The 20,468-nt window shown below is 62.4% G+C and carries 20 protein-coding genes; 11 read left to right on the top strand and 9 right to left on the bottom strand.

Translation table 11 applies throughout. The features are described from left to right. Positions 1–4 precede the first annotated feature (4 nt). From rnr to Q2941_RS27015, 3 genes are read left to right on the top strand one after another with little or no spacing between them, the layout of a single operon-like run. Positions 5–2,347 carry a ribonuclease R gene (rnr, locus tag Q2941_RS27025; protein WP_458194253.1) on the top strand — a complete coding sequence of 781 codons (2,343 nt, stop codon included), beginning with the start codon at positions 5–7 and terminating at the stop codon, positions 2,345–2,347. Next, entirely contained in the window at positions 2,335–2,775 is a 441-nt protein-coding gene (locus Q2941_RS27020) for a DUF983 domain-containing protein (protein WP_027522982.1), read from the top strand. Before rnr ends, Q2941_RS27020 begins: the two co-directional genes overlap by 13 nt. 32 nt (positions 2,776–2,807) lie before the next feature. Then, positions 2,808–3,557, top strand: a complete 750-nt coding sequence (locus Q2941_RS27015) for an NUDIX hydrolase (protein WP_254112068.1) — start codon at positions 2,808–2,810, stop codon at positions 3,555–3,557. Position 3,558: 1 nt separating this feature from the next. Here the strand turns inward: Q2941_RS27015 and Q2941_RS27010 are convergent, their stop codons facing one another. Beyond that, the gene (locus tag Q2941_RS27010; protein WP_027522984.1) at positions 3,559–4,119 is read right to left on the bottom strand and encodes a hypothetical protein; all 561 of its coding nucleotides are present in this window, start codon (positions 4,117–4,119) and stop codon (positions 3,559–3,561) included. Positions 4,120–4,413: 294 nt separating this feature from the next. Here Q2941_RS27010 and Q2941_RS27005 point away from each other — a divergent pair, with 294 nt between their 5' ends. From Q2941_RS27005 to Q2941_RS26995, 3 genes are all read left to right on the top strand, one after another. Beyond that, the gene (locus tag Q2941_RS27005; RefSeq protein WP_027522985.1) at positions 4,414–5,739 is read left to right on the top strand and encodes an LLM class flavin-dependent oxidoreductase; all 1,326 of its coding nucleotides are present in this window, start codon (positions 4,414–4,416) and stop codon (positions 5,737–5,739) included. Between the two features lie 126 nt (positions 5,740–5,865). Then, positions 5,866–6,033, top strand: coding sequence for a 50S ribosomal protein L33 (gene rpmG / locus Q2941_RS27000; RefSeq protein WP_027522986.1), 168 nt, complete (start codon positions 5,866–5,868; stop codon positions 6,031–6,033). A gap of 113 nt (positions 6,034–6,146) precedes the next feature. Continuing rightward, positions 6,147–6,665 carry a hypothetical protein gene (locus Q2941_RS26995; RefSeq protein WP_458194252.1) on the top strand — a complete coding sequence of 173 codons (519 nt, stop codon included), beginning with the start codon at positions 6,147–6,149 and terminating at the stop codon, positions 6,663–6,665. A gap of 147 nt (positions 6,666–6,812) precedes the next feature. Here Q2941_RS26995 and Q2941_RS26990 read toward each other — a convergent pair whose 3' ends face one another. The 3 genes from Q2941_RS26990 to Q2941_RS26980 form a co-directional block, all read right to left on the bottom strand. Continuing rightward, positions 6,813–7,802 (bottom strand): ABC transporter substrate-binding protein, encoded by a 990-nt coding sequence (locus Q2941_RS26990; protein ID WP_458194251.1) that lies wholly within the window; start codon positions 7,800–7,802, stop codon positions 6,813–6,815. A 360-nt stretch (positions 7,803–8,162) separates the two neighbouring features. Further along, positions 8,163–9,089, bottom strand: a complete 927-nt coding sequence (locus tag Q2941_RS26985; RefSeq protein WP_458194250.1) for an alpha/beta fold hydrolase — start codon at positions 9,087–9,089, stop codon at positions 8,163–8,165. Then, positions 9,086–9,478: a PDZ domain-containing protein gene (locus tag Q2941_RS26980; RefSeq protein ID WP_458194254.1), complete on the bottom strand. Its 393-nt coding sequence runs from the start codon at positions 9,476–9,478 to the stop codon at positions 9,086–9,088. Before Q2941_RS26980 ends, Q2941_RS26985 begins: the two co-directional genes overlap by 4 nt. Before the next feature lie 360 nt (positions 9,479–9,838). Between Q2941_RS26980 and Q2941_RS26975 the strand changes: the two genes are divergently transcribed. The 5 genes from Q2941_RS26975 (at position 9,839) to Q2941_RS26955 (ending at position 14,289) form a co-directional block, all read left to right on the top strand. After that, positions 9,839–10,378 (top strand): DUF2867 domain-containing protein, encoded by a 540-nt coding sequence (locus Q2941_RS26975; RefSeq protein ID WP_458194249.1) that lies wholly within the window; start codon positions 9,839–9,841, stop codon positions 10,376–10,378. Between the two features lie 352 nt (positions 10,379–10,730). Continuing rightward, on the top strand, positions 10,731–10,922 hold the full coding sequence (locus tag Q2941_RS26970) for a hypothetical protein (RefSeq protein WP_458194248.1): 192 nt from the start codon (positions 10,731–10,733) through the stop codon (positions 10,920–10,922). Next, entirely contained in the window at positions 10,919–11,128 is a 210-nt protein-coding gene (locus Q2941_RS26965; protein ID WP_027522991.1) for a hypothetical protein, read from the top strand. The genes Q2941_RS26970 and Q2941_RS26965 overlap by 4 nt, the downstream gene beginning before the upstream one ends. A 333-nt stretch (positions 11,129–11,461) precedes the next feature. After that, complete coding sequence (locus Q2941_RS26960) at positions 11,462–13,912, top strand: arylsulfatase (protein ID WP_458194247.1); 2,451 nt, start codon at positions 11,462–11,464, stop codon at positions 13,910–13,912. A 35-nt stretch (positions 13,913–13,947) separates the two neighbouring features. Further along, on the top strand, positions 13,948–14,289 hold the full coding sequence (locus tag Q2941_RS26955; protein WP_458194246.1) for a hypothetical protein: 342 nt from the start codon (positions 13,948–13,950) through the stop codon (positions 14,287–14,289). Between the two features lie 196 nt (positions 14,290–14,485). On the opposite strand, the gene Q2941_RS26950 is transcribed toward Q2941_RS26955, so the two are convergent. The 5 genes from Q2941_RS26950 to Q2941_RS26930 form a co-directional block, all read right to left on the bottom strand. Further along, positions 14,486–14,962, bottom strand: a complete 477-nt coding sequence (locus tag Q2941_RS26950) for a hypothetical protein (RefSeq protein ID WP_458194245.1) — start codon at positions 14,960–14,962, stop codon at positions 14,486–14,488. 376 nt (positions 14,963–15,338) lie between these two features. Next, positions 15,339–16,454 (bottom strand): DUF6745 domain-containing protein, encoded by a 1,116-nt coding sequence (locus Q2941_RS26945; RefSeq protein WP_458194244.1) that lies wholly within the window; start codon positions 16,452–16,454, stop codon positions 15,339–15,341. Then, a complete protein-coding gene (locus tag Q2941_RS26940) occupies positions 16,444–16,788 on the bottom strand; it encodes a hypothetical protein (RefSeq protein WP_458194243.1) in 345 nt (114 codons plus the stop codon). Before Q2941_RS26940 ends, Q2941_RS26945 begins: the two co-directional genes overlap by 11 nt. Positions 16,789–16,961: 173 nt before the next feature. After that, the gene (locus Q2941_RS26935) at positions 16,962–18,359 is read right to left on the bottom strand and encodes an ammonium transporter (RefSeq protein ID WP_458194242.1); all 1,398 of its coding nucleotides are present in this window, start codon (positions 18,357–18,359) and stop codon (positions 16,962–16,964) included. A gap of 729 nt (positions 18,360–19,088) precedes the next feature. Then, entirely contained in the window at positions 19,089–20,462 is a 1,374-nt protein-coding gene (locus Q2941_RS26930; protein ID WP_458194241.1) for a PleD family two-component system response regulator, read from the bottom strand. Positions 20,463–20,468: the final 6 nt, after the last annotated feature.

Genomic DNA, 20,468 nt, shown 5'->3' with positions numbered 1-20,468 from the left:
TTAAGTGAAACGTAAGAATGACCATGGCTTTCCTGATCGGAACGCCATCGTCGCCTTCATCAAGGCAAATCCAGGAAAGGTCGGCACTCGCGAAATAGCGCGCGAGTTCGGCCTGAAGAACGCCGATCGCGTCGAGCTCAAGCGCATGCTGCGCGATCTCGCCGACGACGGAATCATCAAGAAAAAGCGCCACAAGGTTTCAGAGCCGGACAGCCTGCCGCCGACGCTGCTCGCCGACATCACCGGCCGCGACAGCGATGGCGAGCTGATCGCCTCCCCCGCCGAATGGGACGAGGTCGAGCGCGGCGAACCGCCGAAGATCCTCATCGAGATGCCGCGCCGGCCGAAGCCGGGCGCCGCGGCCGGCGTCGGCGACCGCGCCTTGCTTCGCATCGAGCGCTCCGACGAGACCGAAGGTCCCGCCTGGCGGGGCCGCATCATCAAGGTCATCGACAAGGCCAAGAGCCGCATTCTCGGCGTCTTCCGCAGCCTGCCCGAGGGCGGCGGACGGCTCGTGCCGGTCGACAAGAAGTTCGCCGACCGTGAACTCAACATTGCGAAGACCGAGACGCAAGGCGCAGAGGATGGCGACCTCGTCAGCGTCGACATCGTGCGCTCGCGCGGCTTTGGCCTGGCCTCGGGCCGGGTGAAAGAGAAGCTCGGCTCGGTCAAGTCCGAGAAGGCGATCAGCCTGATCGCGATCTACGCCCACGATATCCCCCTGCAATTCTCTCCCGCCGCGGAGCGCGAGGCGGAAGCGGCGGAGCCGGCAAACCTGAAGGGCCGCGAGGACTGGCGCGACGTCCCGCTCGTCACCATCGATCCGCCTGACGCCAAGGATCATGACGACGCGGTGCACGCGGAGGCCGATCCCGATCCCAACAACAAGGGCGGCTTCATCGTCAATGTCGCGATCGCGGATGTGAGCTTCTACGTCCGCCCCAGCACTGCGCTCGACCGCGATGCGATCGACCGCGGCAACTCGGTCTATTTCCCGGACCGCGTCGTGCCGATGCTGCCGGAGCGGATCTCCAACAATCTGTGCTCGCTGGTACCGGGCGAGCCGCGCGGCGCCCTCGCCGTGCGGATGGTGATCGGCCCCGACGGCCGCAAGCGCTCGCACTCGTTCCATCGCATCCTGATGCGTTCGGCGGCAAAGCTGCACTATGCGCAGGCGCAGGCCGCGATCGACGGCCGGCCGGATGACACCACCGGCCCCCTGCTCGATCCGATCCTCAAACCGCTCTATGCCGCCTACGCCTGCGTCAAGCGCGCCCGCGACGAGCGCGATCCGCTCAATCTGGATTTGCCCGAGCGCAAGATCCTGTTGAAGAGCGACGGCACGGTCGATCGCGTTGTCGTGCCTGAAAGGTTGGACGCGCACCGGCTGATCGAGGAGTTCATGATCCTCGCCAACGTCGCGGCAGCAGAGATGCTGGAGAAGAAGTCGCTGCCGCTGATCTACCGCGTGCACGACGAGCCGACGCTGGAAAAGGTCCACGCGCTTCAGGAGTTTCTGGAGACGCTCGACGTTCCCTTTGCCAAGAGCGGCCCGCTGCGCCCGACCCTGTTCAACCGCGTGCTGGCCCAGCTCGAAGGTCACGACTACTACCCGCTGGTCAGCGAGGTGGTGCTGCGCGCACAGGCGCAAGCCGAGTACTCAGCCGAAAATTATGGGCACTTCGGCCTCAACCTGCGCCGCTACGCGCATTTCACTTCGCCGATCCGCCGCTACGCGGACCTCGTGGTGCACCGCGCGCTGGTTCGCGCGCTGGGCCTGGGCGAAGGCGCGCTGCCCGACAGCGAGACCCCGGAAACCTTAAGCGAAGTCGCCGCGCATATTTCGGTCACCGAACGGCGCGCGATGAAGGCCGAGCGCGAGACCGTCGACCGGCTCATTGCGCATCATCTCGCCGATCGCATCGGCGCGACGTTCCAGGGCCGCGTCTCCGGCGTCACGCGCGCCGGCCTGTTCGTCAAGCTCGACGACACCGGCGCCGACGGGCTGATCCCGATCCGATCCCTCGGCACGGAATATTTCAACTATGACGAGGGCCGCCACGCCCTCGTCGGCTCGCGCAGCGGTGCCATGCACCAGCTGGGTGATGTCGTCGACGTCCGTCTGGTAGAAGCTGCTCCCATTGCCGGCGCGCTGCGCTTCGAGCTGTTGTCGGCGGGCGAGCGCGCGCCGCGCGGCCGCAGGGACTTTCGTCCGCAGCGCAAATCGGCGAAGGCGCGCCCCGGACGCAGTCCGGAGAAGAAGCGCAAGCCAGAGAGGCAGACCGGCAAGGGAAAGAAGGGCAAGGGCGCGAAAGGCAAGGGAAAGAACAAGGCATGGAAGCGATGAGCACGGCGCCGAAGATCTGGACGCGCGAGACCGGCCTCGTCGAGAAGCGCGACGTCTGGGATGCGATGAAGCGCGGCTTTCGCGGTCGCTGCCCGCGTTGTGGCCAGGGCAAGCTGTTCCGCGCGTTCCTGAAAACTGCCGACAACTGCTCGGCCTGCGGGCTCGACTTCACGCCGCATCGCGCCGACGACCTGCCCGCCTATCTCGTGATCGTCATCGTCGGCCACATCGTGGTGCCGACGATCCTCTGGATCGAGACCAACTACACCACGCCGGCCTGGATCAGCTTTGCCGCCTATCTGCCCTTCACCTTCGTCGCATCACTCGCGTTGCTGCAACCGGTCAAGGGCGCCGTGGTCGGCCTGCAATGGGCCCTGCGCATGCACGGCTTTGACGACAATCCGCCGGATGGTATTCCGCCGGTCTAAACAACAATGAAGAAGAGAATTTGGGGTTGGAGATGACGGACGTGGCGCAAGCGGCACCGGAAAAAGTCCACGAAGAAAAGGAAGCCGACCACCATCCTTATTTTCGACCAAAGGATGCTGCCACCCTGATCCTCGTTGATCGCAGCGGCTCTGTTCCAAAAGTGCTGGTCGGCAAGCGCCACGACAAGGTGGTGTTCATGCCGGGCAAGTTCGTCTTCCCCGGCGGCCGCGTCGACAAGGACGATTATCGCGTGCCCTGCGCGGCGCCGATCACGCCTGAGCTTCAGGCCAATCTGTTCAAGGGCAGCCCGAAGACGGAAGCCTCGCGTGCAAAATCGCTTGCGATCGCCGCGATCCGCGAGGCCTGCGAGGAAACCGGTCTCTGCCTCGGGCGTCAGCACGAGGGCAAGGCGCCGAAGCTTGCCGGCCCCTGGAAGCCGTTTGCGGATGCGGGACTGTTGCCTGATCCCTCCGGCCTGTTCCTGATCGCGCGCGCGATCACACCGCCCGGTCGCGTCAAGCGTTTCGACACGCGCTTCTTCACCGCGGATGCCTCCGCCATCACCCATCGCGTCGAGGGCGTCGTGCATGCCGATGCCGAGCTGGTCGAGCTGGTCTGGGTCGAGCTCGGCTCACAGCCGCTCGCCGACCTGCATCCGATGACGCGGAACGTGCTCAACGAGCTGGACAGGCGGCTCGCCACCGGCCCGCTCCGCCATGACGCGCCGGTGCCGTTCTTCCATTTCTACGGCGGCAAGATGCAGAAGGATATCTTGAGCTGACCTATTCTTGCGGATCTCTGAGATCCGTATCATCTGGCTCGGTGCCGACGTAGTCGCGCGCGGGGAGCTTGAGGGCTCGGCCGAGCTCGTTCGCAAGCTTGTTCGCCTCGTCGCGCGACGTGAAGCTCGACAGCGTGATCGGCGTGGTGTCCCTGTTGCCGCAGAGATTGACGTCGTACATCGTCAGCTCCGCATCGCAGTCATCGGTGATGCTGATCAGGTTATAGTCGGCCAGATTGCGCAATGAGCGGAAATTCAGCGGACCAAACTGCCTGGTGATGATGACCTGGCGCAGCTTATCGTTCAGAATGATGAAATAGCGGTATGTCAGCAGGATGAGGCCGGGAATGCCGACCGCAACGCCGAGACCCGTAAACACCAGCACAGGCACCCAGTCATCCGCCAGCCGTCCGAAGCCGAACAGGTCCTGTCGCAGCCCCAGAGCGACGTTCCACAGCAGGTAGCCACTCGCCGCAAGCAGTGGCAGCGACAGCAGCCGGCCAATCCAGGGCATCGGCCGATCGATGCGGATTGTGCCGTCCAATATGGTTGCGCCGGCCATAGGCATTGGTTCTCGTCTCGCGGAAACAAGACTTTGTCGGCCGGGACGGCTGACAGGTTCGAGGGCAATGGCTCTCCACCCTCGTCATTCCGGGGCGCCGCATAGCGGCGAGCCCGGAATCCATAACCACGATCGGGAGTATGGATTCCGGGCTCGCGCCAAGGGGCGCGCCCCGGAATGACGGCCATGCTGAGTATGGAGCGAAAAACAAAAAATTGTTCTGCGCGTGGCTGATGGCACATGCGGACGCGGCACCTATGTCATGTCGAGCGACACCCAGCATGGACACGGGCGATGGCACAGCGGCAACTCAAGCTCGGCGCGTTCATGCGCCCGATCTCAATCCACACCGGCGCCTGGCGCTATCCCGGCGCCTGGCCCGACGCCAATTTCAATTTCGGCCACATCAAGCAGCTGATCAGGAAGCTCGAGGCGGGCAAGTTCGACGCTTTCTTCATGGCCGATCACCTCGCCGTGCTGAACATGCCGATCAATGCCTTGAAGCGTAGCCACACCGTGACGTCGTTCGAGCCGTTCACGCTTCTGTCGGCGCTCGCCGCCGTGACCGAGCGCATCGGCCTGATCGCGACGGGCTCGACCACCTTTGATGAGCCCTATCATGTCGCGCGTCGTTTTGCCTCGCTCGACCATCTCAGCGGCGGCCGCGCGGGCTGGAACATCGTCACCACCTCGAATCCGGACGCGGCGCTGAATTTCGGTCTCGACGATCACATGGAGCACGCCGAGCGCTACAAGCGCGCCCGCGAATTCTATGATGTCGTCACCGGCCTCTGGGATTCCTTCGCCGACGACGCCTTCGTGCGCGACGTCGAACAGGGTCTGTTCTTCGAGCCGTCAAAGATGCACGTGCTCGACCACCAAGGCAAATATCTGAAGGTACGTGGTCCCCTGAACATCGCCCGCCCCGTCCAGGGCTGGCCGGTGATCGTGCAGGCCGGAGCGTCCGAGGACGGCAAGCAGCTCGCGGCGGAGACCGCGGAAGCCGTGTTCACCGGCGGCGGCAGCCTTGCCGACGGGCAGAAGCTCTATGCCGACATCAAGGGCCGCATGGAGAAGATCGGCCGCGATCCCGAGCATCTGAAGATCTTGCCGGGCGCTTTCGTGGTGGTCGGCGATAGCGTCGATGAAGCCAAGGAGAAGCGCGCCCTGCTCGACAGCCGCGTGCATTACGACAGCGCCATCGCCTCGCTCTCGGTCATCCTAGGCACGGACGCGAGCGGCTTCGACCCGGACGGGCCGCTGCCGCCGATCCCCGAGACCAACGCCAGCAAGAGCGGCCGGCAGCGGATGGTCGATCTCGCGGCGCGCGACAAGCTCACGGTGCGCCAGCTCGCCCAGCGCGTCGGCGGCTATGGCGGGCTGTCCTTCGTCGGCACGGCGAAAACCATCGCCGACCAGATGGAGGAATGGCTCCTCAGTCGCAGCTCTGACGGATTCAACATCATGTTCCCGTTCCTGCCGGCGGGCCTCGACGATTTCGTCGACAAGGTCGTCCCGGAACTGCAACGGCGCGGGATTTTCCGGAAAGAGTACGAAGGGGCCACTTTGAGGGAGAATCTGGGGCTGCCGCGGCCGAAAAACCGGTTCTTCGAGGGTTAATCGGGCCGATTTGAGCGAGTTTCTGGCCGCAAAACCTTGACTTTGGGCGGTTTGTGGCTAGGTTGCCGGCCAACGCGGGCCGTTTGGCCGGCTCCTCAAATCCCATTCCATTCGAGGTTTCTGAACATGGCCAAAGCGGTCACCATCAAGGTCAAGCTCGTGTCCTCGGCTGACACCGGCTTCTACTACGTCGCCAAGAAGAATTCGCGCACGATGACCGAGAAGCTGGTCAAGAAGAAGTACGACCCGGTCGCGCGCAAGCACGTCGAATTCAAGGAAGCCAAGATCAAGTAAGATCGCGGAACGCTGAAGCGACTTCGGCGGGGTCCCTTGCGGGCCCCGTTTTTATTTGCGGCCGTTTTTATTTGCGGCCGTTGGTCGTAGCCTTGGCGTCCATGAGCGCAACCATGGACGAAGGAAACGTTGGTGGCTACTCGGTCGCCTATGGCCGCGACGACACCTATTTCCCCGTCTACGTGACGGCGGCGCTGGCTGCGATCTTCTGCGCCGCCGCCCTCCTCACCGGCGCGCTCTACTGGCTCCTGCTCGCAGCGCTTGCAGCCGGCTTCACCTACTACAACATTCCGCTGCTCGAGACCGGCCGTCCCACCATCGGCGCCAATCAATACGGCATCTTCATCCAGGCCTTCGGCCTGATCCGGTGGCGCGCCATCGAGCGTATCGATCTCGTCGAGATCGCCGAACGCGCGATGACCGTGCACGAGCTGCAAATCGTCCTCAACGCGCCGCTCACCAGCGCGCTGGTCGCCGACTGGCGCAAGCAGCCGTCCTGGCGTTGGCTGATGCGCCTGCCCTGGCGGATGAGCCATACCAACATGGTGCGAATCAATGTCGAGCCGTTCGACCAGCCTCCCGACATGATCCATCGCACGTTCCTGAGGATGTGGCGCTACTACCGTAGCTAGCGTGTACCCATAAATCCGTGATGTCCGCTTTCGGTGGTAAAAATGCGAAGAACCCAGTGTGAGCAAATCTGGTCCGCTGTAACCCACTGACCGGACCTCGACGAGGCGTGCGGACACGTTGCTGATGGGCCAATGGGCGACCTCAACCTATTCAATCACCTCGTCGGCGCGGGCGAGCAATGAGGCAGGAATTTCGAGGCCAAGCGCCTTTGCAGTCTTGAGGTTTATGAACAGATCAAACTTGGTGGGCTGTTCGACGGGCGGGTCGGCTGGCTTGGCACCCTTAAGGATTTTGTCCACGTAGGTAGCGCAGCGCCGGTTGAAATCATTGATGTCTGCTCCATAAGACATCAGTCCCCCGAGTTGCACAAACTCTTTACCCATAGCCATTATGGGGAGCCGATGCTCTGTTGCGAGATCAACAACGCGTCTTCGTTCGGTGTAGAGCATCGGACTCGGAAACACGAGAAGAGCCTCGGCGTGCTCTCCGGCAATTGAGGAAAATGCCCGAGGAAACTCGTCGGGGCCGTGCACAGCGACACGTCGCAGCTGTACTCCGAGGGTCCGTGCCGCCTCCTCTGCTTCCTTCATCATGTCGGTCATCGTGCGCTCGCCATATGCCCCGGGATGCCACAAGATCGCTATCTGCGAAATCGCGGGGAGCGCTTCCTTGAGCAAGGCCAAGCGCTTTGGGACAAGCTGCGGGCCGAGGAACGTCAAGCCGGTGATGTTCCCTCCGGGTCGCGCGAGACTGGCCACAAGCCCGTCTCCGACAGGATCACCCATCATAGGCACAACAATCGGGATGGTGGTGGTCACTCGTTGCACAGCACGGGCGGAAAGCGAGTTCGTTGCGACGATTAGATCGATGTTGAGACCGACAAGTTCGCTCGCCAAGGCTGGATACCGCTCAACCTTTGAGTTGGCCGCCCGGACCTCCACGATGATGTTTTGACCATCGATATAGCCGTGTTCGCGTAACCCTTGATAGAAGGCGTTGAGTCCCGCGCGTGTTTCGGGCATTTCAAGCGAGCCAGTCGTCAAGAACGCGACCCGCGGAATTTTCTTCTGAGCCTCCGCCGCGCGCGGCCAGATCGCAGCGCCAGCGAGCACCGTGATAAAGTCGCGTCGCTTCATGCCAAACTCCCCGGCCGGGGCGACCAACAACCCGCTCAACGCAGCTTAACACATCGGAAAGCAGCAGGGACGGCCTCCAGCAAGGTTTTTGGAGCGGCCAGCTACTGGGCGATGTCTCTTGTGGGTGGTAACAAGGCGACATGCCGGGTTCGGTGCCGCGTGTCTGCTTTACCACCCTGGCTGTGTGAAAACGCGAACTTTGGCGAACGGTGGAGAATCTACTTCTCAGATCACGCAGCACTAGAGCTCAGTCTCGTCATCGTGGTCTCGGAAGCGGTGTCAGAAGGAATGCTTTTCTCCAAAATTTGGGCACCGTTGCGTTTTCACACAGCCGAGACCCGAAGCGGACCTCGCTATTTCTCAACCGCTTCGGCCTGCTTGGGCCACCAGCCAATCACCGACGACCGGTTCGACCGCTGCCTGGTAAGCCGGATGTCGAGCCGGCGTTAGATCCCACGCCCGCGGAGCCTTGAAGCTCGTCGCTTGATCGGCAGCGTCAGTCAGGTAGTGATCCATGTGGTCGATAATCCGGAGCTCTCCGCGACCGGGGTGCGCGCGGTTGACGTCCTCTAGGATCGCTCGGCTGTCAGCCTCGCTGGTGATGAAATCCGCATTCCCGTAAACCACCAACACGGGTAGGTCGAGCGGGGCCCACAACGCCGGCAGGTTCAGGGCGGCGACGTTGCGCAAGTAGGCGTCTGAAGCCGGATACTTGATCATCGCGGCAGCGGCGGGCCGTTCAGCGAGCAGCGCTGCGCGTGGCTGACCATCGATCAGCAGGCGATGCATCGCCCATTCCTTGAGCGCCATACGTTTGGCCACCTCCGCCGGGGCAATCCCCTCGAGTTCGAGCTGCCGGCGCACGTTGACGAGTTCGTACTCGAACCATGTGGTACCCACGCCTTGTATGACGACGATGCCTCTCACCGGCTCGCGTGCTGCGGCCATTGGGGCTTCTACGCTCCCAATGCTGTGGCCGAGGATGAAGACCCGCTTGGGGTCGACGTCGGCCCGTGCTTTGAGCATCTTCAGGCCGGCGATGTAACCGACGAGCTCGCCATCCAGATCGACCTCCTTGGCCGGAGGACCCTCGCTGTCGCCGACGCCGCTCTTCTCAACTCGCAGGGTGACGAAGCCGCGGCGAGTGAGGGCAGCGAGCAGGCGCCGGTATGGCTCGGCGACATCGTGATCTGGATCGAAGGAATAGTCGACGCTGTAAGTGCCGATGCCGCCGATCAGCAGCACAGCCGGTCGCCGGCCGACAGCAGGCGCTTGCGGCGAGGTCATGATGGTGCGCCGGAGTCCGGTCGGTGTCGCCACGGCGTCGTAGGTGAAATCAATGCCGGGAGCGGTCTCGAACGGTACGCCGTCGAGCTTGATGGCAAGTGTGAGAGTTGGCCGGCGCGGCGCAGCTCCACAGGAACGGTGTCGCCGGCGCGGTGCACTCCGACCGCTCGCAAGAAGTCGTCAACTGCGCCGAGCGGTTTACCGTCCACGGACACCACAACATCGCCCGAGACGACGCCGGCTTGGGCGGCTGACGAGCCGGCGATCACGCGCTCGGCCAGCACGCCGGGCCCAATCGAGTCGACGCCTGCCCGCAACGGCGAGGCCGTAATGCCTAGCAAGGCCCGCCGCCCAAGATCGAGACCCGACGCCGGGGCCCCCAAGGCCATAAATAGCAGGAGCGAGCCAAACAATCCGGTCAGGTGCTTACGGATCACGTCGACCTCCTCGCAGAAGCAGTTTGGAGCGTGGCAGCATATGGAGGATACGCAGTTGTCGCAATCGCGGCAGCGTCAGCTTCTGGCCCCTCGCGTCATTTGCTGCTTCTGCACAAATGCGGGCGGGGACCGAAGCGAACGTCGATTGGTAGCGAGAACTGCCCGGCTCAGTCGCGAGTGACCCAACTGAGACATGTGCGCCGCAGGATTGTTGCGATGCAGAGCACGTGGATATAAAAAAGGACTACGGCGGCAAGATCGTCCGCAACGCCAACGGCGCGACGCCCCTCCCAGCGTCCGGTACCTAATCGCATGACCAAAGCGCGCGCCGTGCCCATGCCCAGCAACAGCGTGCTTGCGCCGCTTTACGCGGGCGCGGACCTTTTGGACGCCTTTGCAATTCAACTGCCGGCGGGGGCCAGCGATGATCTAGAGGTGCTGGCACGCGCCGCGCTCGAGCGACAGGCGTGGTGGATTCGTGCGCTCACTCGTGTTCGCGATGTGGTGATGGCGACAGTCGCCGTCAAATCGTCGCGCGCCGTCGGTCTTGCCGCAGCGGCGCGTGGGCCGGTTATCGGCTTCTTCCCGGTGCTGTCAAAGAGCGCGACGGAGTTGGTAGTGGGCGCGGATGACTGGCATCTCGACTTCCGCGTCACCATCCAACTTCGCGCCGATGCAGCAAATGGGCGCGAGCTGGTCGCGGGTACCGTGGTGCATTGCCATAACCGACTGGGGCGTATCTATCTTACGACGATAGCACCGTTTCATCGCGTGATTGTGCGGGCCAGTTTAGAACAGGCGGCAAGAGCAATGAAGATTTCAGCATGCTTTGGTGGTCGCGACTGGCTGTAGTCGGCCATTAGACGCCTACGGCCCACTGCTGGGACGCTCGTGATTTCTGTCACAGATTGAGAAACCGCCCTCCGATATCAACACGAGCAGTGGAGGAACTGGCGTGCTTTGAGCCAGACGTTGTTCACATGAGAGGGAGGAAGATCACGTCATGCCAGCATTGATTATCGGAGTGTTTCTCGTTGCTGCGTTCGCGATCAGTAGGCTCGTTTAGTAAATTGAAGTTTGCTCGCCGAAGTCTTTCAAAGCACGCTGCGGATGGTGAGACGCATCACAGATTGAATAGCAAGGCCGCGCCTATTCTTCGCCATAAAGGGAATGGTCCCTCTTGATAGTAGCAGGAGCATTCAATATGGGCGAGATTATTCGATTTGTCTCAAAGTCTGAGCGCGAGCAAGCCCGCTTAGTTCGAGAAGCCCTCGCGATATATGACAGCATCTTCCCGGCGGCTGATCCGGTTAGGGAGCAGCATGACAAGGCACCGATGAGTCATACGGTCAGCGGCACCAAAGCCCATCGCAGCGACGGGGGTCCCCTGTCGTGATCAAGGTCATCGCCGTGCTCTGCAGTCTCTCTTCTCCGACAGATTGCCACGAGCAGATCGTCACCACCTCGGACTTCGCCGACATCTCGATGCAGTCCTGCCTGATGGGCGCGCCACAGCTCGCCGAGTGGATGAACCAGCATCCGGCAGAGCGCCTGGCGGCATGGCGCTGCGTGATTGGCAACCAGGATCGCAGGGGAGCTTAGGGTGGGAAGCAGCCTCCCCAGACGCTTTGAACCGCTTAACCACGACCGCTGCGGTTCCTGACTGGGACCGTTCAATGGCCATCATCGGGTAAGTTCTTGTTTGCGGAGCATGAGTCCGGAAGTGGCCCATCGGCAACGTGTCCGCACGCCGCGTCGAGGTCCGGTCAGTGGGTTACAGCGGACCAGATTTGCTCACACTGAGTTCGTCGCATTTTGACCCATCTCGGACATTGGAACCGGACCAACTAAAAGCTGGCGCGTTGATTTAGGTCAAATGGTGTCATCCTGGCGATGACACGCTCTGGCTGGCCTTACCGCAATGGAGTGCTGGACATGAGCATCCATCGCAGCGTACTTGCGGTCGCAGCAACTTTTTTCGCCCTCGGTTGCGTCTCAACATCAGCTCAGCAGGTCACCGGCGTTCCAGGATCGCCCAGTGCCACCACCACGATAGACGGCAACCAGCTCCCGCCGCCCGACCCGAAATTCGGCGGGGTGATCAAGGAGAGTGCCTCGGAGTCGAAGCCTTGGTGGCCGCCGCGCGTCGTGCCTCCCAAGGGTGCGCCCAACGTGCTGCTGATCATGACCGATGACCAGGGCTTTGGGGCACCCGGCACCTTTGGCGGTGTCATACCCACTCCAACCATGGATCGCATCGCGCAGGCCGGACTGCGCTACACCAACTTCCACTCGACGTCGCTTTGCTCGCCGACGCGGGCCGCGATTATCACGGGACGCAACCATCACTCGGTGGGCTTCGGCGTCGTTGGCGAAATCGCAACAGGTTTCCCAGGTTACGACTCGATCATTCCGATCGAGAAAGGCACGATCGGCACCATCTTGAAGGCGAACGGGTATGCGACCTCGTGGTTCGGCAAGGACCACAACACACCCTTCTATCAGGCGAGCCAGGCAGGGCCGTTCGATCAATGGCCGAATGGTATGGGCTTCGACTATTTCTACGGTTTTGTCGGTGGCGATGCGAGCCAGTGGCAGCCGAACCTGTTCCGCAATACGACGGCCATCTACCCCTTCCTCAACAATCCCGGGTGGAACCTGGAGACGGCGATGGCCGACGAGGCGATCCAGCACATTAAGCAACTCAAGGAGATTGCTCCGGGCAAGCCCTGGTTCGTCTACTACGTGCCGGGCGCGACCCATGCGCCTCATCACCCGACTGCTGAGTGGGTGAAGAAGATCAGCGACATGCATCTCTTCGACGATGGCTGGAATAAGGTCCGCGAGAAAATCTTTGCCAATCAGAAGCGGCTGGGGATCATGCCCGAGAATGCCAAGCTGACCCCCTGGCCGAAAGATTTGCCTGAATGGGACTCCCTGAGTTGGGACGAGAAGAAGCTCTTCATCAAGCAAGCGGACGTCTATGGAGCCTATCTCGCCTACGCCGACCATGAGATCGGACGGGTCGTCCAGGCCGTCGAAGACCTCGGTGAACTCGACAACACCTTGATTATCTACATCGGCGGCGACAACGGCGCGAGTGCCGAGGGCATGCTCAACGGAACGCCGAATGAATTCACGACTTTCAACGGCATTGCCGTTCCTGTGAAGGATCAGTTCCTCTGGTATCCGTTCTGGGGATCGGAGCGGACGTTCCCGCATTACGCGGCTGAATGGGCCTGGGCGATGGACACGCCCTTCAAGTGGGTGAAGCAGGTGGCATCACACTTCGGCGGGACGGCTCAGGGCGTGGTCATGTCCTGGCCCGGCCACATCACGGATTTGGGCGGGATCCGCCGCCAGTTCCATCACGTCATTGACGTCGTGCCGACCATCCTCGAGGCGACCGGCATTCCGCAACCCGACACCCTCAACGGGATCAAGCAGATTCCGATTGAAGGCGTGAGCATGGCGTACGCGTGGGACAATGCGAACGCCGCCGCACCCACCCGGCACACCACGCAATATTTCGAGATGCTCGGCAATCGCGCCATCTATCAGGACGGATGGGTGGCCACCACGACGCCTGCGACGCTCCCGTGGGAGCTGAGCACCAAGACGCCACCGAACGTGATCACCGGATACAATTGGGAGCTCTACAACGTCCAGGAGGATCCGACGCAGTCTAATGACCTTGCTACCAAGATGCCGGACAAGCTCAAGCAGATGCAGGATGCCTTCTACGCCGAGGCGAAGAAGTACAACGTGCTGCCGCTCGACAACACAACGCTTACTCGCTGGAACACGCCTCGTCCGAGCCTCACGGCAGGACGCACGGTCTTTACCTATTCGGGCGAACTGATCGGCACGCCGGCCAGCGCAGCGCCCAACATCCTAGACAAGAGCTACACCATCACTGCCGAAGTCGACATCCCCGAGGGTGGCGCGGAGGGTATGATCGTCACGCAGGGCGGACGCTTCGGCGGCTACGGCCTTTTCCTGAGCAAAGGCGAGTTCGGATTTGATCGCGGCAGGGTGGTGTTCTTGTACAACCTGCTCGATCTCAAGCGCACGATGTGGGAGGGGCCTGAATTGACCGCTGGCAAACACACCATCGTGTTCGATTTCAAATCCGCTGAGCCAGGTTTGGGCAAGGGCGGTACCGGCGTGCTATCTGTCGATGGCAAGGAAGTGGCCCGGAATTCGATGGAGCACACCACCCCGATCACCTTCCCCGAGGATGAAAGCTTCGACATCGGCCAGGACACGCGGACCGGATTGGCACTGATCGAGTATCGCTACGATCCTCCGTTCAAGTTCACCGGCAAGATCAACAAGCTGACGTTCAAGCTTGAACCGGAGCCGCAAACGCAGGGTAAGAATTAGCAACTTATCGCAAGCGCGATTAATGCGATGGCGCGATGAAAAAGATCCTGGTTTTCGCTGCTGTCGCCGAGGCTGCCACAGGATTGGCATTGCTACTTGCTCCGTCTCTGGTGGGCCAGATGTTGCTCGGTCAACAACTTGCCGGGGTTGCAGTACCGATAGCGCGGGTCACCGGCATCGCCCTGATTGCTCTAGGAATAGCTTGCTGGCCAGCCACGCCACTCGTCGGGATGCTCGCGTATAGCTCAATCGTAACGCTGTATTTGGGTTACGTCGCTCTCGCGGGCGAGTTTGTGGGGGTGCTTCTTTGGCCCGCCGTCGTGTTTCATGCAATCCTGTCGATCCTTCTTGGTCGGGCTCGGTTTGCCCCAAACTAGAGATGCCCAAGATCGGGTAATTTCGATATGTCGGCTTGCGCCCCAAGCGGCGCTTGAGGGATGTCTGCTATTCCGCCGCTATCAGCGGATAAGCAGACATCCAGCCAACCGACCGGCGGTGACGCGACTGTATTTGGCCGCCAACGCCGACGCGAGCCGTCAACCTGCTTGTCAGAAGCCTGCGGATGTTACGCTGTTATGTGCCGGGAGTTTTAACGACCAGCTTGATGTTTAACAGGGTGACTCCCTTGAACGGGTTCGGCGCGCTTTCGATCGTTCCTGTGCCCGTAGCGTTCGCATAGGCACCTGTACCCGAAAGGATTGTGTACTCGCCCTTTGACTTGCCGTCTTTAGCCGAGCCGCTGTAACGCGCCGTGATCGAACCCTCCTCGAACGTGTAAGTGCTATAGCCGAAGAAGGAGCCCGAGCCTTTGAGCATGTCCGAGGTATTCACGAACTCTTTCACCCCGATACGGCCGTCATTGAAGACGGCGACGCCAAACAATTTACCCGACGCAACCGTCTGTCCCTCGACGTTTGCGACCTCTAAGACCTTGATGTCGATCGGCTTAGTGACGAGTTTGAACTCGAGGACCTGCTCACCCGCGAAGGCGTTCGAAGCTGCGGCGGCAAGCGCGGCTGATAAGAAATAGGAAGCGTAGCGTATTCGCATGATCTTCCCTCCAAATTAACTGAAAAAGATAGTGTCCCGCTCTGGCGGGAAGTCGATTACTAGCACAACCCCAAATGGCTTTGGGCCAAAACATCGGACAGTCATCTTGACGCGATAAGTTATCTCGCGGCTACCTTATCATCCAAGGCGCACCGCATCCAAAGGCTATCGCTGCGATCAATCGACTCAACATCATGTGCGTTAGTTCCTTGCTCATCGCTTTCGCAGGGACACGTGTCGCCGAGCGCGCCGAGCAAAAAAGCTTGGACAATGAAACAAAGCCTGGTGGCTCATTCCACTCGTCCGCCTTGGCAAGACAGGCGGATGCGATCTCGCGTCGGACCTGATCGACGACGGCGTCGCACGCCCCAGCCTTTCATGTCCTCTGGACCAGTTGCGCATAGGCCTCCGTCCGCATGCCGTAGGTCCAGGCGACCGCCTCGCGTGCGGTGCGCAGATTGGCCGGCACCTGCAGGAAGAAATGCCGGCGCGTGCCATCAGGCTCGGGCGTGGCATTGACGACTTCCACCGCGGCCCAGGCGTCCGCGGCGAGCCAGTTACGCCGCCACAGGATTCCGGTCTCGTCCTCGGCGATGCGAGTGGCGCCGCCCAGCGCGATATAGCGTTCCGGCGTCATGATCTCGATCATGCAGCGGCGGACCTGGACATCCACTTGCTCGTCGATCGAGGCCAGCGTGATTCTGTCGCTGTGCGCGATGATCCAGCGCGACACCTCCACCCCGCGCCAGGCCCAGACTGACCAGCCGTCCGGATAGCACAGCGCTGGACCGCTGGAGTGATGCAACCGGTCGCGCGCGTCACCGCACAACCGGTTCGGCCGCTCAGCGAGCCAGCAGGTCTGCTCATGCGGCTGCAACCAGCCGATACTGGTCGCAAGCTGCATCAGTCCGCGCAGCGGCTCGGTTTCGGCACGCAAGCCCAGCACCTCGCGGAGATAATCGTAGATGCCAAGCCAGGACAAATCTTGCGGCCCCACCGCGCAGGACGAAAAACTCCGTGGTGCAAGCATCGCCTCGCGCACGCCGGACCACGACAGGCCGTAGCGGCGAAGCTGGCCCAGCACGGACAGAGTCTGCTCCGGCACGCTTCGTATCACCGCATCAGTCGCGGCGGCGACCAGGGGATCGGCGCGATTGACGGCGCTCTCGACAGTGGCGAGCGCCTTCCGATGGACCCGCCTTCCGACCAGCGAATCGACTTTTCGACGCAGACGATCGACCAGAAGGGAGCGGACGTTGCGACCGTCGTCGCGCGACATCCGGCCGGCAAGCGTGGCCAGCGTAAGCGGGCTGTCGCACCAGACGATGCGCCCTGGCGGCGCAAGTTCGGCAGCATGATAGGCAAGCTGCACCGCTTGCGCCGCCGCGCCGCGGTCGGCAGGCACCGTCGAGCGCCGGACGGCAACCCACCGCGCGCGAAAATCCCCCAGCGCCGCTGTCTGCTCCGCCGTCAGCGCCTGTTCAGTCGGCAAGGACGCGTGCATCGCGTGGCCCGAGCTCGCGCTGGCGGCGCACCCGGTAGGTCCCCCGCGGCAGCGTCAGCGGCGCATGCTCCTCATGCGTCACCCGCGCATAGGCCGCACCGATCAGAAGATGCCCGATATAAAGCCCGGCCGGAATGTCGCGCGCCAGATCGTCGTCACGAAACAGCGTCACGCGCTCGCGGATCGCATGACAATGTCCGGTGCCTTCGCCCTCCAGCAGGACCAGCGGCGCGCCCTCGGCGGTTTCAGCAAGCATACCCGACGGCGCCACATCGGGTACCCGCTCGATCAGCAGGTCACCTTGCGCAAAGATCTCGGTCATCGTTTCCTCTCCCGTGCCGGTGCATCCGCGGGCAACGCGGATGCCCGGATTGCTTCGCTATTATTGCCGGCGATCCAAAGCGCGATGAGATTGAATCACCATCGCGCTTTAGGTTGTTGTTTGAGCATGCTCTCCGCGCAAACGCGTTCCGCGTTTGTCGTCCGGATCATGCTCTAGTGCACGACCTCGCCATGCAACGCGAGATCGAGACCATCGCGCTCCATATCCTCCGACACCCGCAGGCCGACGAACAGCTTGACCACATAGAGGATGATCAGGCTGACGACGGCGTCATAGACGAACACCGTGGCGACACCGATGCACTGGTTGATGAACTGGCCCAGATTGCCTTCCAGCGCGCCCGCGGTGCCGCCATATTGCTCGACGGCAAAGATGCCGGTGAGCAGTGCGCCGACGATGCCGCCGACGGCGTGGACGCCGAAGCAATCGAGCGCGTCGTCATAGCTGAACATGGCCTTCAGCCCGGTGCATCCCCAGTAACAGAGCACGCCAGCCGCGATGCCGATCACGAAAGCGCCGATCGGGCCGACGAAGCCGGACGCGGGCGTGATGGCGACGAGGCCTGCGACCGCGCCCGAGCAGATGCCGACGACCGTCGGCTTGCCCTTGAGCGACCACTCGACCAGCATCCAGGTGAAGCCGGCAACGGCCGTTGCGATCTGCGTCACCAGCATCGCCATGCCGGCCTGCATGCCCGCCGTCACCGCCGAGCCCGCGTTGAAGCCGAACCAGCCGACCCAGAGCAGCGAGGCGCCGACGAAGGTCAGCACCATGTTGTGGGCCGGTCCCGTCTCCTTGCGCTTGCCGAGCATGATGGCGCACATCAGGCCCGCCACGCCGGCATTGATATGCACGACGGTCCCGCCGGCGAAATCGAGCACCTTGACCCAGGCGGCGTCGTTGCCGGAGGCGAAGATCCCGTCAGGGCCCCACACCCAATGCGCGATCGGCGCATAGACGAAGATCGCCCACAGGCCGATGAACCAGAGCATCGCGGAGAATTTCATCCGCTCGGCGAAGGCTCCCGCGATCAGCGCCGGCGTGATGATGGCAAACGTCATCTGGAAGCAGATGTAGACGCTTTCGGGAATCGTCGCCGCGAGCGGATTGGGATTGCCGATCCCGCCCTTGCCGATGTCGCTCAGGATGTCCTTCAGGAACATACGGTCGAGCCCGCCGATAAACGGCGTGCCGGCGCGAAAGGCCAGGCTGTAGGTCAGGATCGCGAACAGGATCGTGACGAGGCACGTCACCGCAAAGCTCGTCATCACGGTGTCGCCGACGTTCTTCTTGCGCACCATGCCGCCATAAAACAGCCCAAGCCCCGGGACCGTCATCATCAGCACCAGTGCAACGGAGGTGAGCATCCAGGCGGTGTCGCCGGGATTGGGCGTGCACTTCTCGAGAATCTTGCCGCCGCAAGCCGGCGGCGCCGCGTCCTCGGCAAGAGCAACATCGCCGAGGGCGAGGTAGAGCAGCGCAATTCCCAACAGCGCGACCACCAATGTCACGAGCCTTTGGCGCGTGGATGTTCTTGATTCCATCGTCATCCTCCCAAGTCGCAAGAGATGTCTTCCGGCGATTGCCTTGACTGGAACCCGCGAGACGAGCGTTCGCGCCGGCGCGATTGGGCCAGCGTGATCAGCTCGGATTTTCGGGACACAATGTTCGCGGCTCGGCGCGATGAGGTCGTCGAGTGTCGATGGCTGGAGACTGGCGGCGACCAGCCTCATGGCTTATCGGCCTTTCCCTTGTCGCCAGATCGGAAAGCGTCAGTGACGGTTCCAATTCCTGGGTTAAGAAGAAGCAAAATTCACGCCATCGACGCTTCTCGCTCAACCCACTGAATGCGCATCGATTCCAGCTTGCTGCTTTGCGACAGGCGCCACGCACGCTGCTTCACGCAGCAGCGCTTCGCCCAACAAATGGGCAGAAGCCGACGATGCCTACGCCGTTTGCAACACCGTCGGCAACGATCGGGGCGGAGCAGTGCGAACTGGATGATGCCGGCGGCAAGCCCGACCGCAACGCCAATGCGCCAGGCCATGTCGTAGGAGCCGAGCGCGGAGCAGCGCAAGCGCGCGCCGCCGCCGTATCGCACGGTATCATCACCCGCCTTGTGCGCAATTGCGCACTGGAGCGGGTGATCCAATATTCCAGAGACGGTCGTTGGATACGGAGACGCCGCGCTACTGGATTCCCCGCTTTCGCGCGGAATGCCAGCGGAGCGGGCGGCGAGAATACGCGCCCCTCACCTGCCCTGAACCACGCCTCCAGCCTCACGCCGCCTGAGACACCACGCGGTTGCGGCCATCGTGCTTGGCACGATAGAGCGCGGTGTCGGCGCGCTTGAGCACGTCGGCGACGGCCTCGCCCTTCTGCTCCAGCGTGGTCAGGCCGATCGAGATCGTGACCTCGATGCGCCTGGTGCCCTTGTGGACGGAAAACGGCTCGCCCGCGATCGAGCGGCGCAGGCGCTCGGCGACCATGCCGGCAACGTGCAGATCGGTCTCCGGCATCACGATGACGAACTCCTCGCCGCCATAGCGACAGGCGAGATCGATGCCGCGGATCGATTTGCGCACGCGCACCGCGAATTCGCGCAAGACGTCGTCGCCGGCATCATGCCCGTAATTGTCGTTGATCGACTTGAAATAGTCGATGTCCAGAATCATCAGCGCCAGCGGCTTGCCGCGCGTCGAGGCCTGCTCGGCGAGCGTCGCCAGATGGCTCTCCATGTAGCGGCGGTTGTGCAGGCCGGTGAGCGCGTCGGTAATCGCCATCTCGATCGAGTTCTGCACGTTGTCGCGCAGATGATCGGTGTAGCGGCGGCGGCGGATCTGCGTGCGCGCACGCGCGAGCAGCTCGTTCTTGTCGACGGGGCGGAGCAGATAGTCATTGACGCCGATCTCGAGCCCGCGGAGCAGCCGCGTGCCGCTCTCGGCGTCCGCAATGGCGAGAATCGGAACGTGGCGGGTGCGCTCCAGCGAGCGCGCCTGGCTGCACAGCCTCAAGCCATCGAAATTGTTGAGGTCGAGCGAGACGATCAGCAGGTCGTAATTGCCCTCAGCGGCGTGGAACAGCGCCTCCGTCGGATTGGGCTCGACGTCGACGGTGTGCTCGGCGGCAAGCAGCGACGCCAGCCGTTCATAGGAGGACTGGCGGTCGTCGACCAGGAGGATGCGGCCGCCCTTCCCGGTGTCGGCCACCGCGCTGCGCTCCGGCGCCTGCACGCCGATCTCGAGCGAGGTGATGGCACGCATGCGCAGCTCGTCCGTCATCATCTTCAGCCGCGTCAGCGAGCGCACGCGCGCGATCAGCACGACGTCCGAGACGGGCTTGGTGAGGAAATCGTCGGCGCCCGCTTCCAGGCCGCGGATGCGGTCGGCGGGGCTGTCGAGTGCGGTCACCATCACGACGGGAATGTGGTGCGTCAGCGGATCGGTCTTCAGGCGGCGGCAGACCTCGAACCCGTCCATGTCGGGCATCATGACGTCCAGCAGGATGATGTCGCACTCGGCGCGGAGGCAGATCGCCAGCGCCTCAGCGCCGTTCGAGGCCGTCATCACATCGAAATATTCGGCGGAGAGGCGTGCTTCCAGCAGTTTGACGTTGGCAGGGACGTCATCGACGACGAGGATACGCGCGGACACTGAAAT

It is taken from the genome of Bradyrhizobium sp. UFLA05-153, from assembly GCF_054185185.1.
The sequence above is the reverse complement of the archived record's forward strand: the minus strand, read 5'-3'. Positions and strand labels throughout refer to the sequence as shown.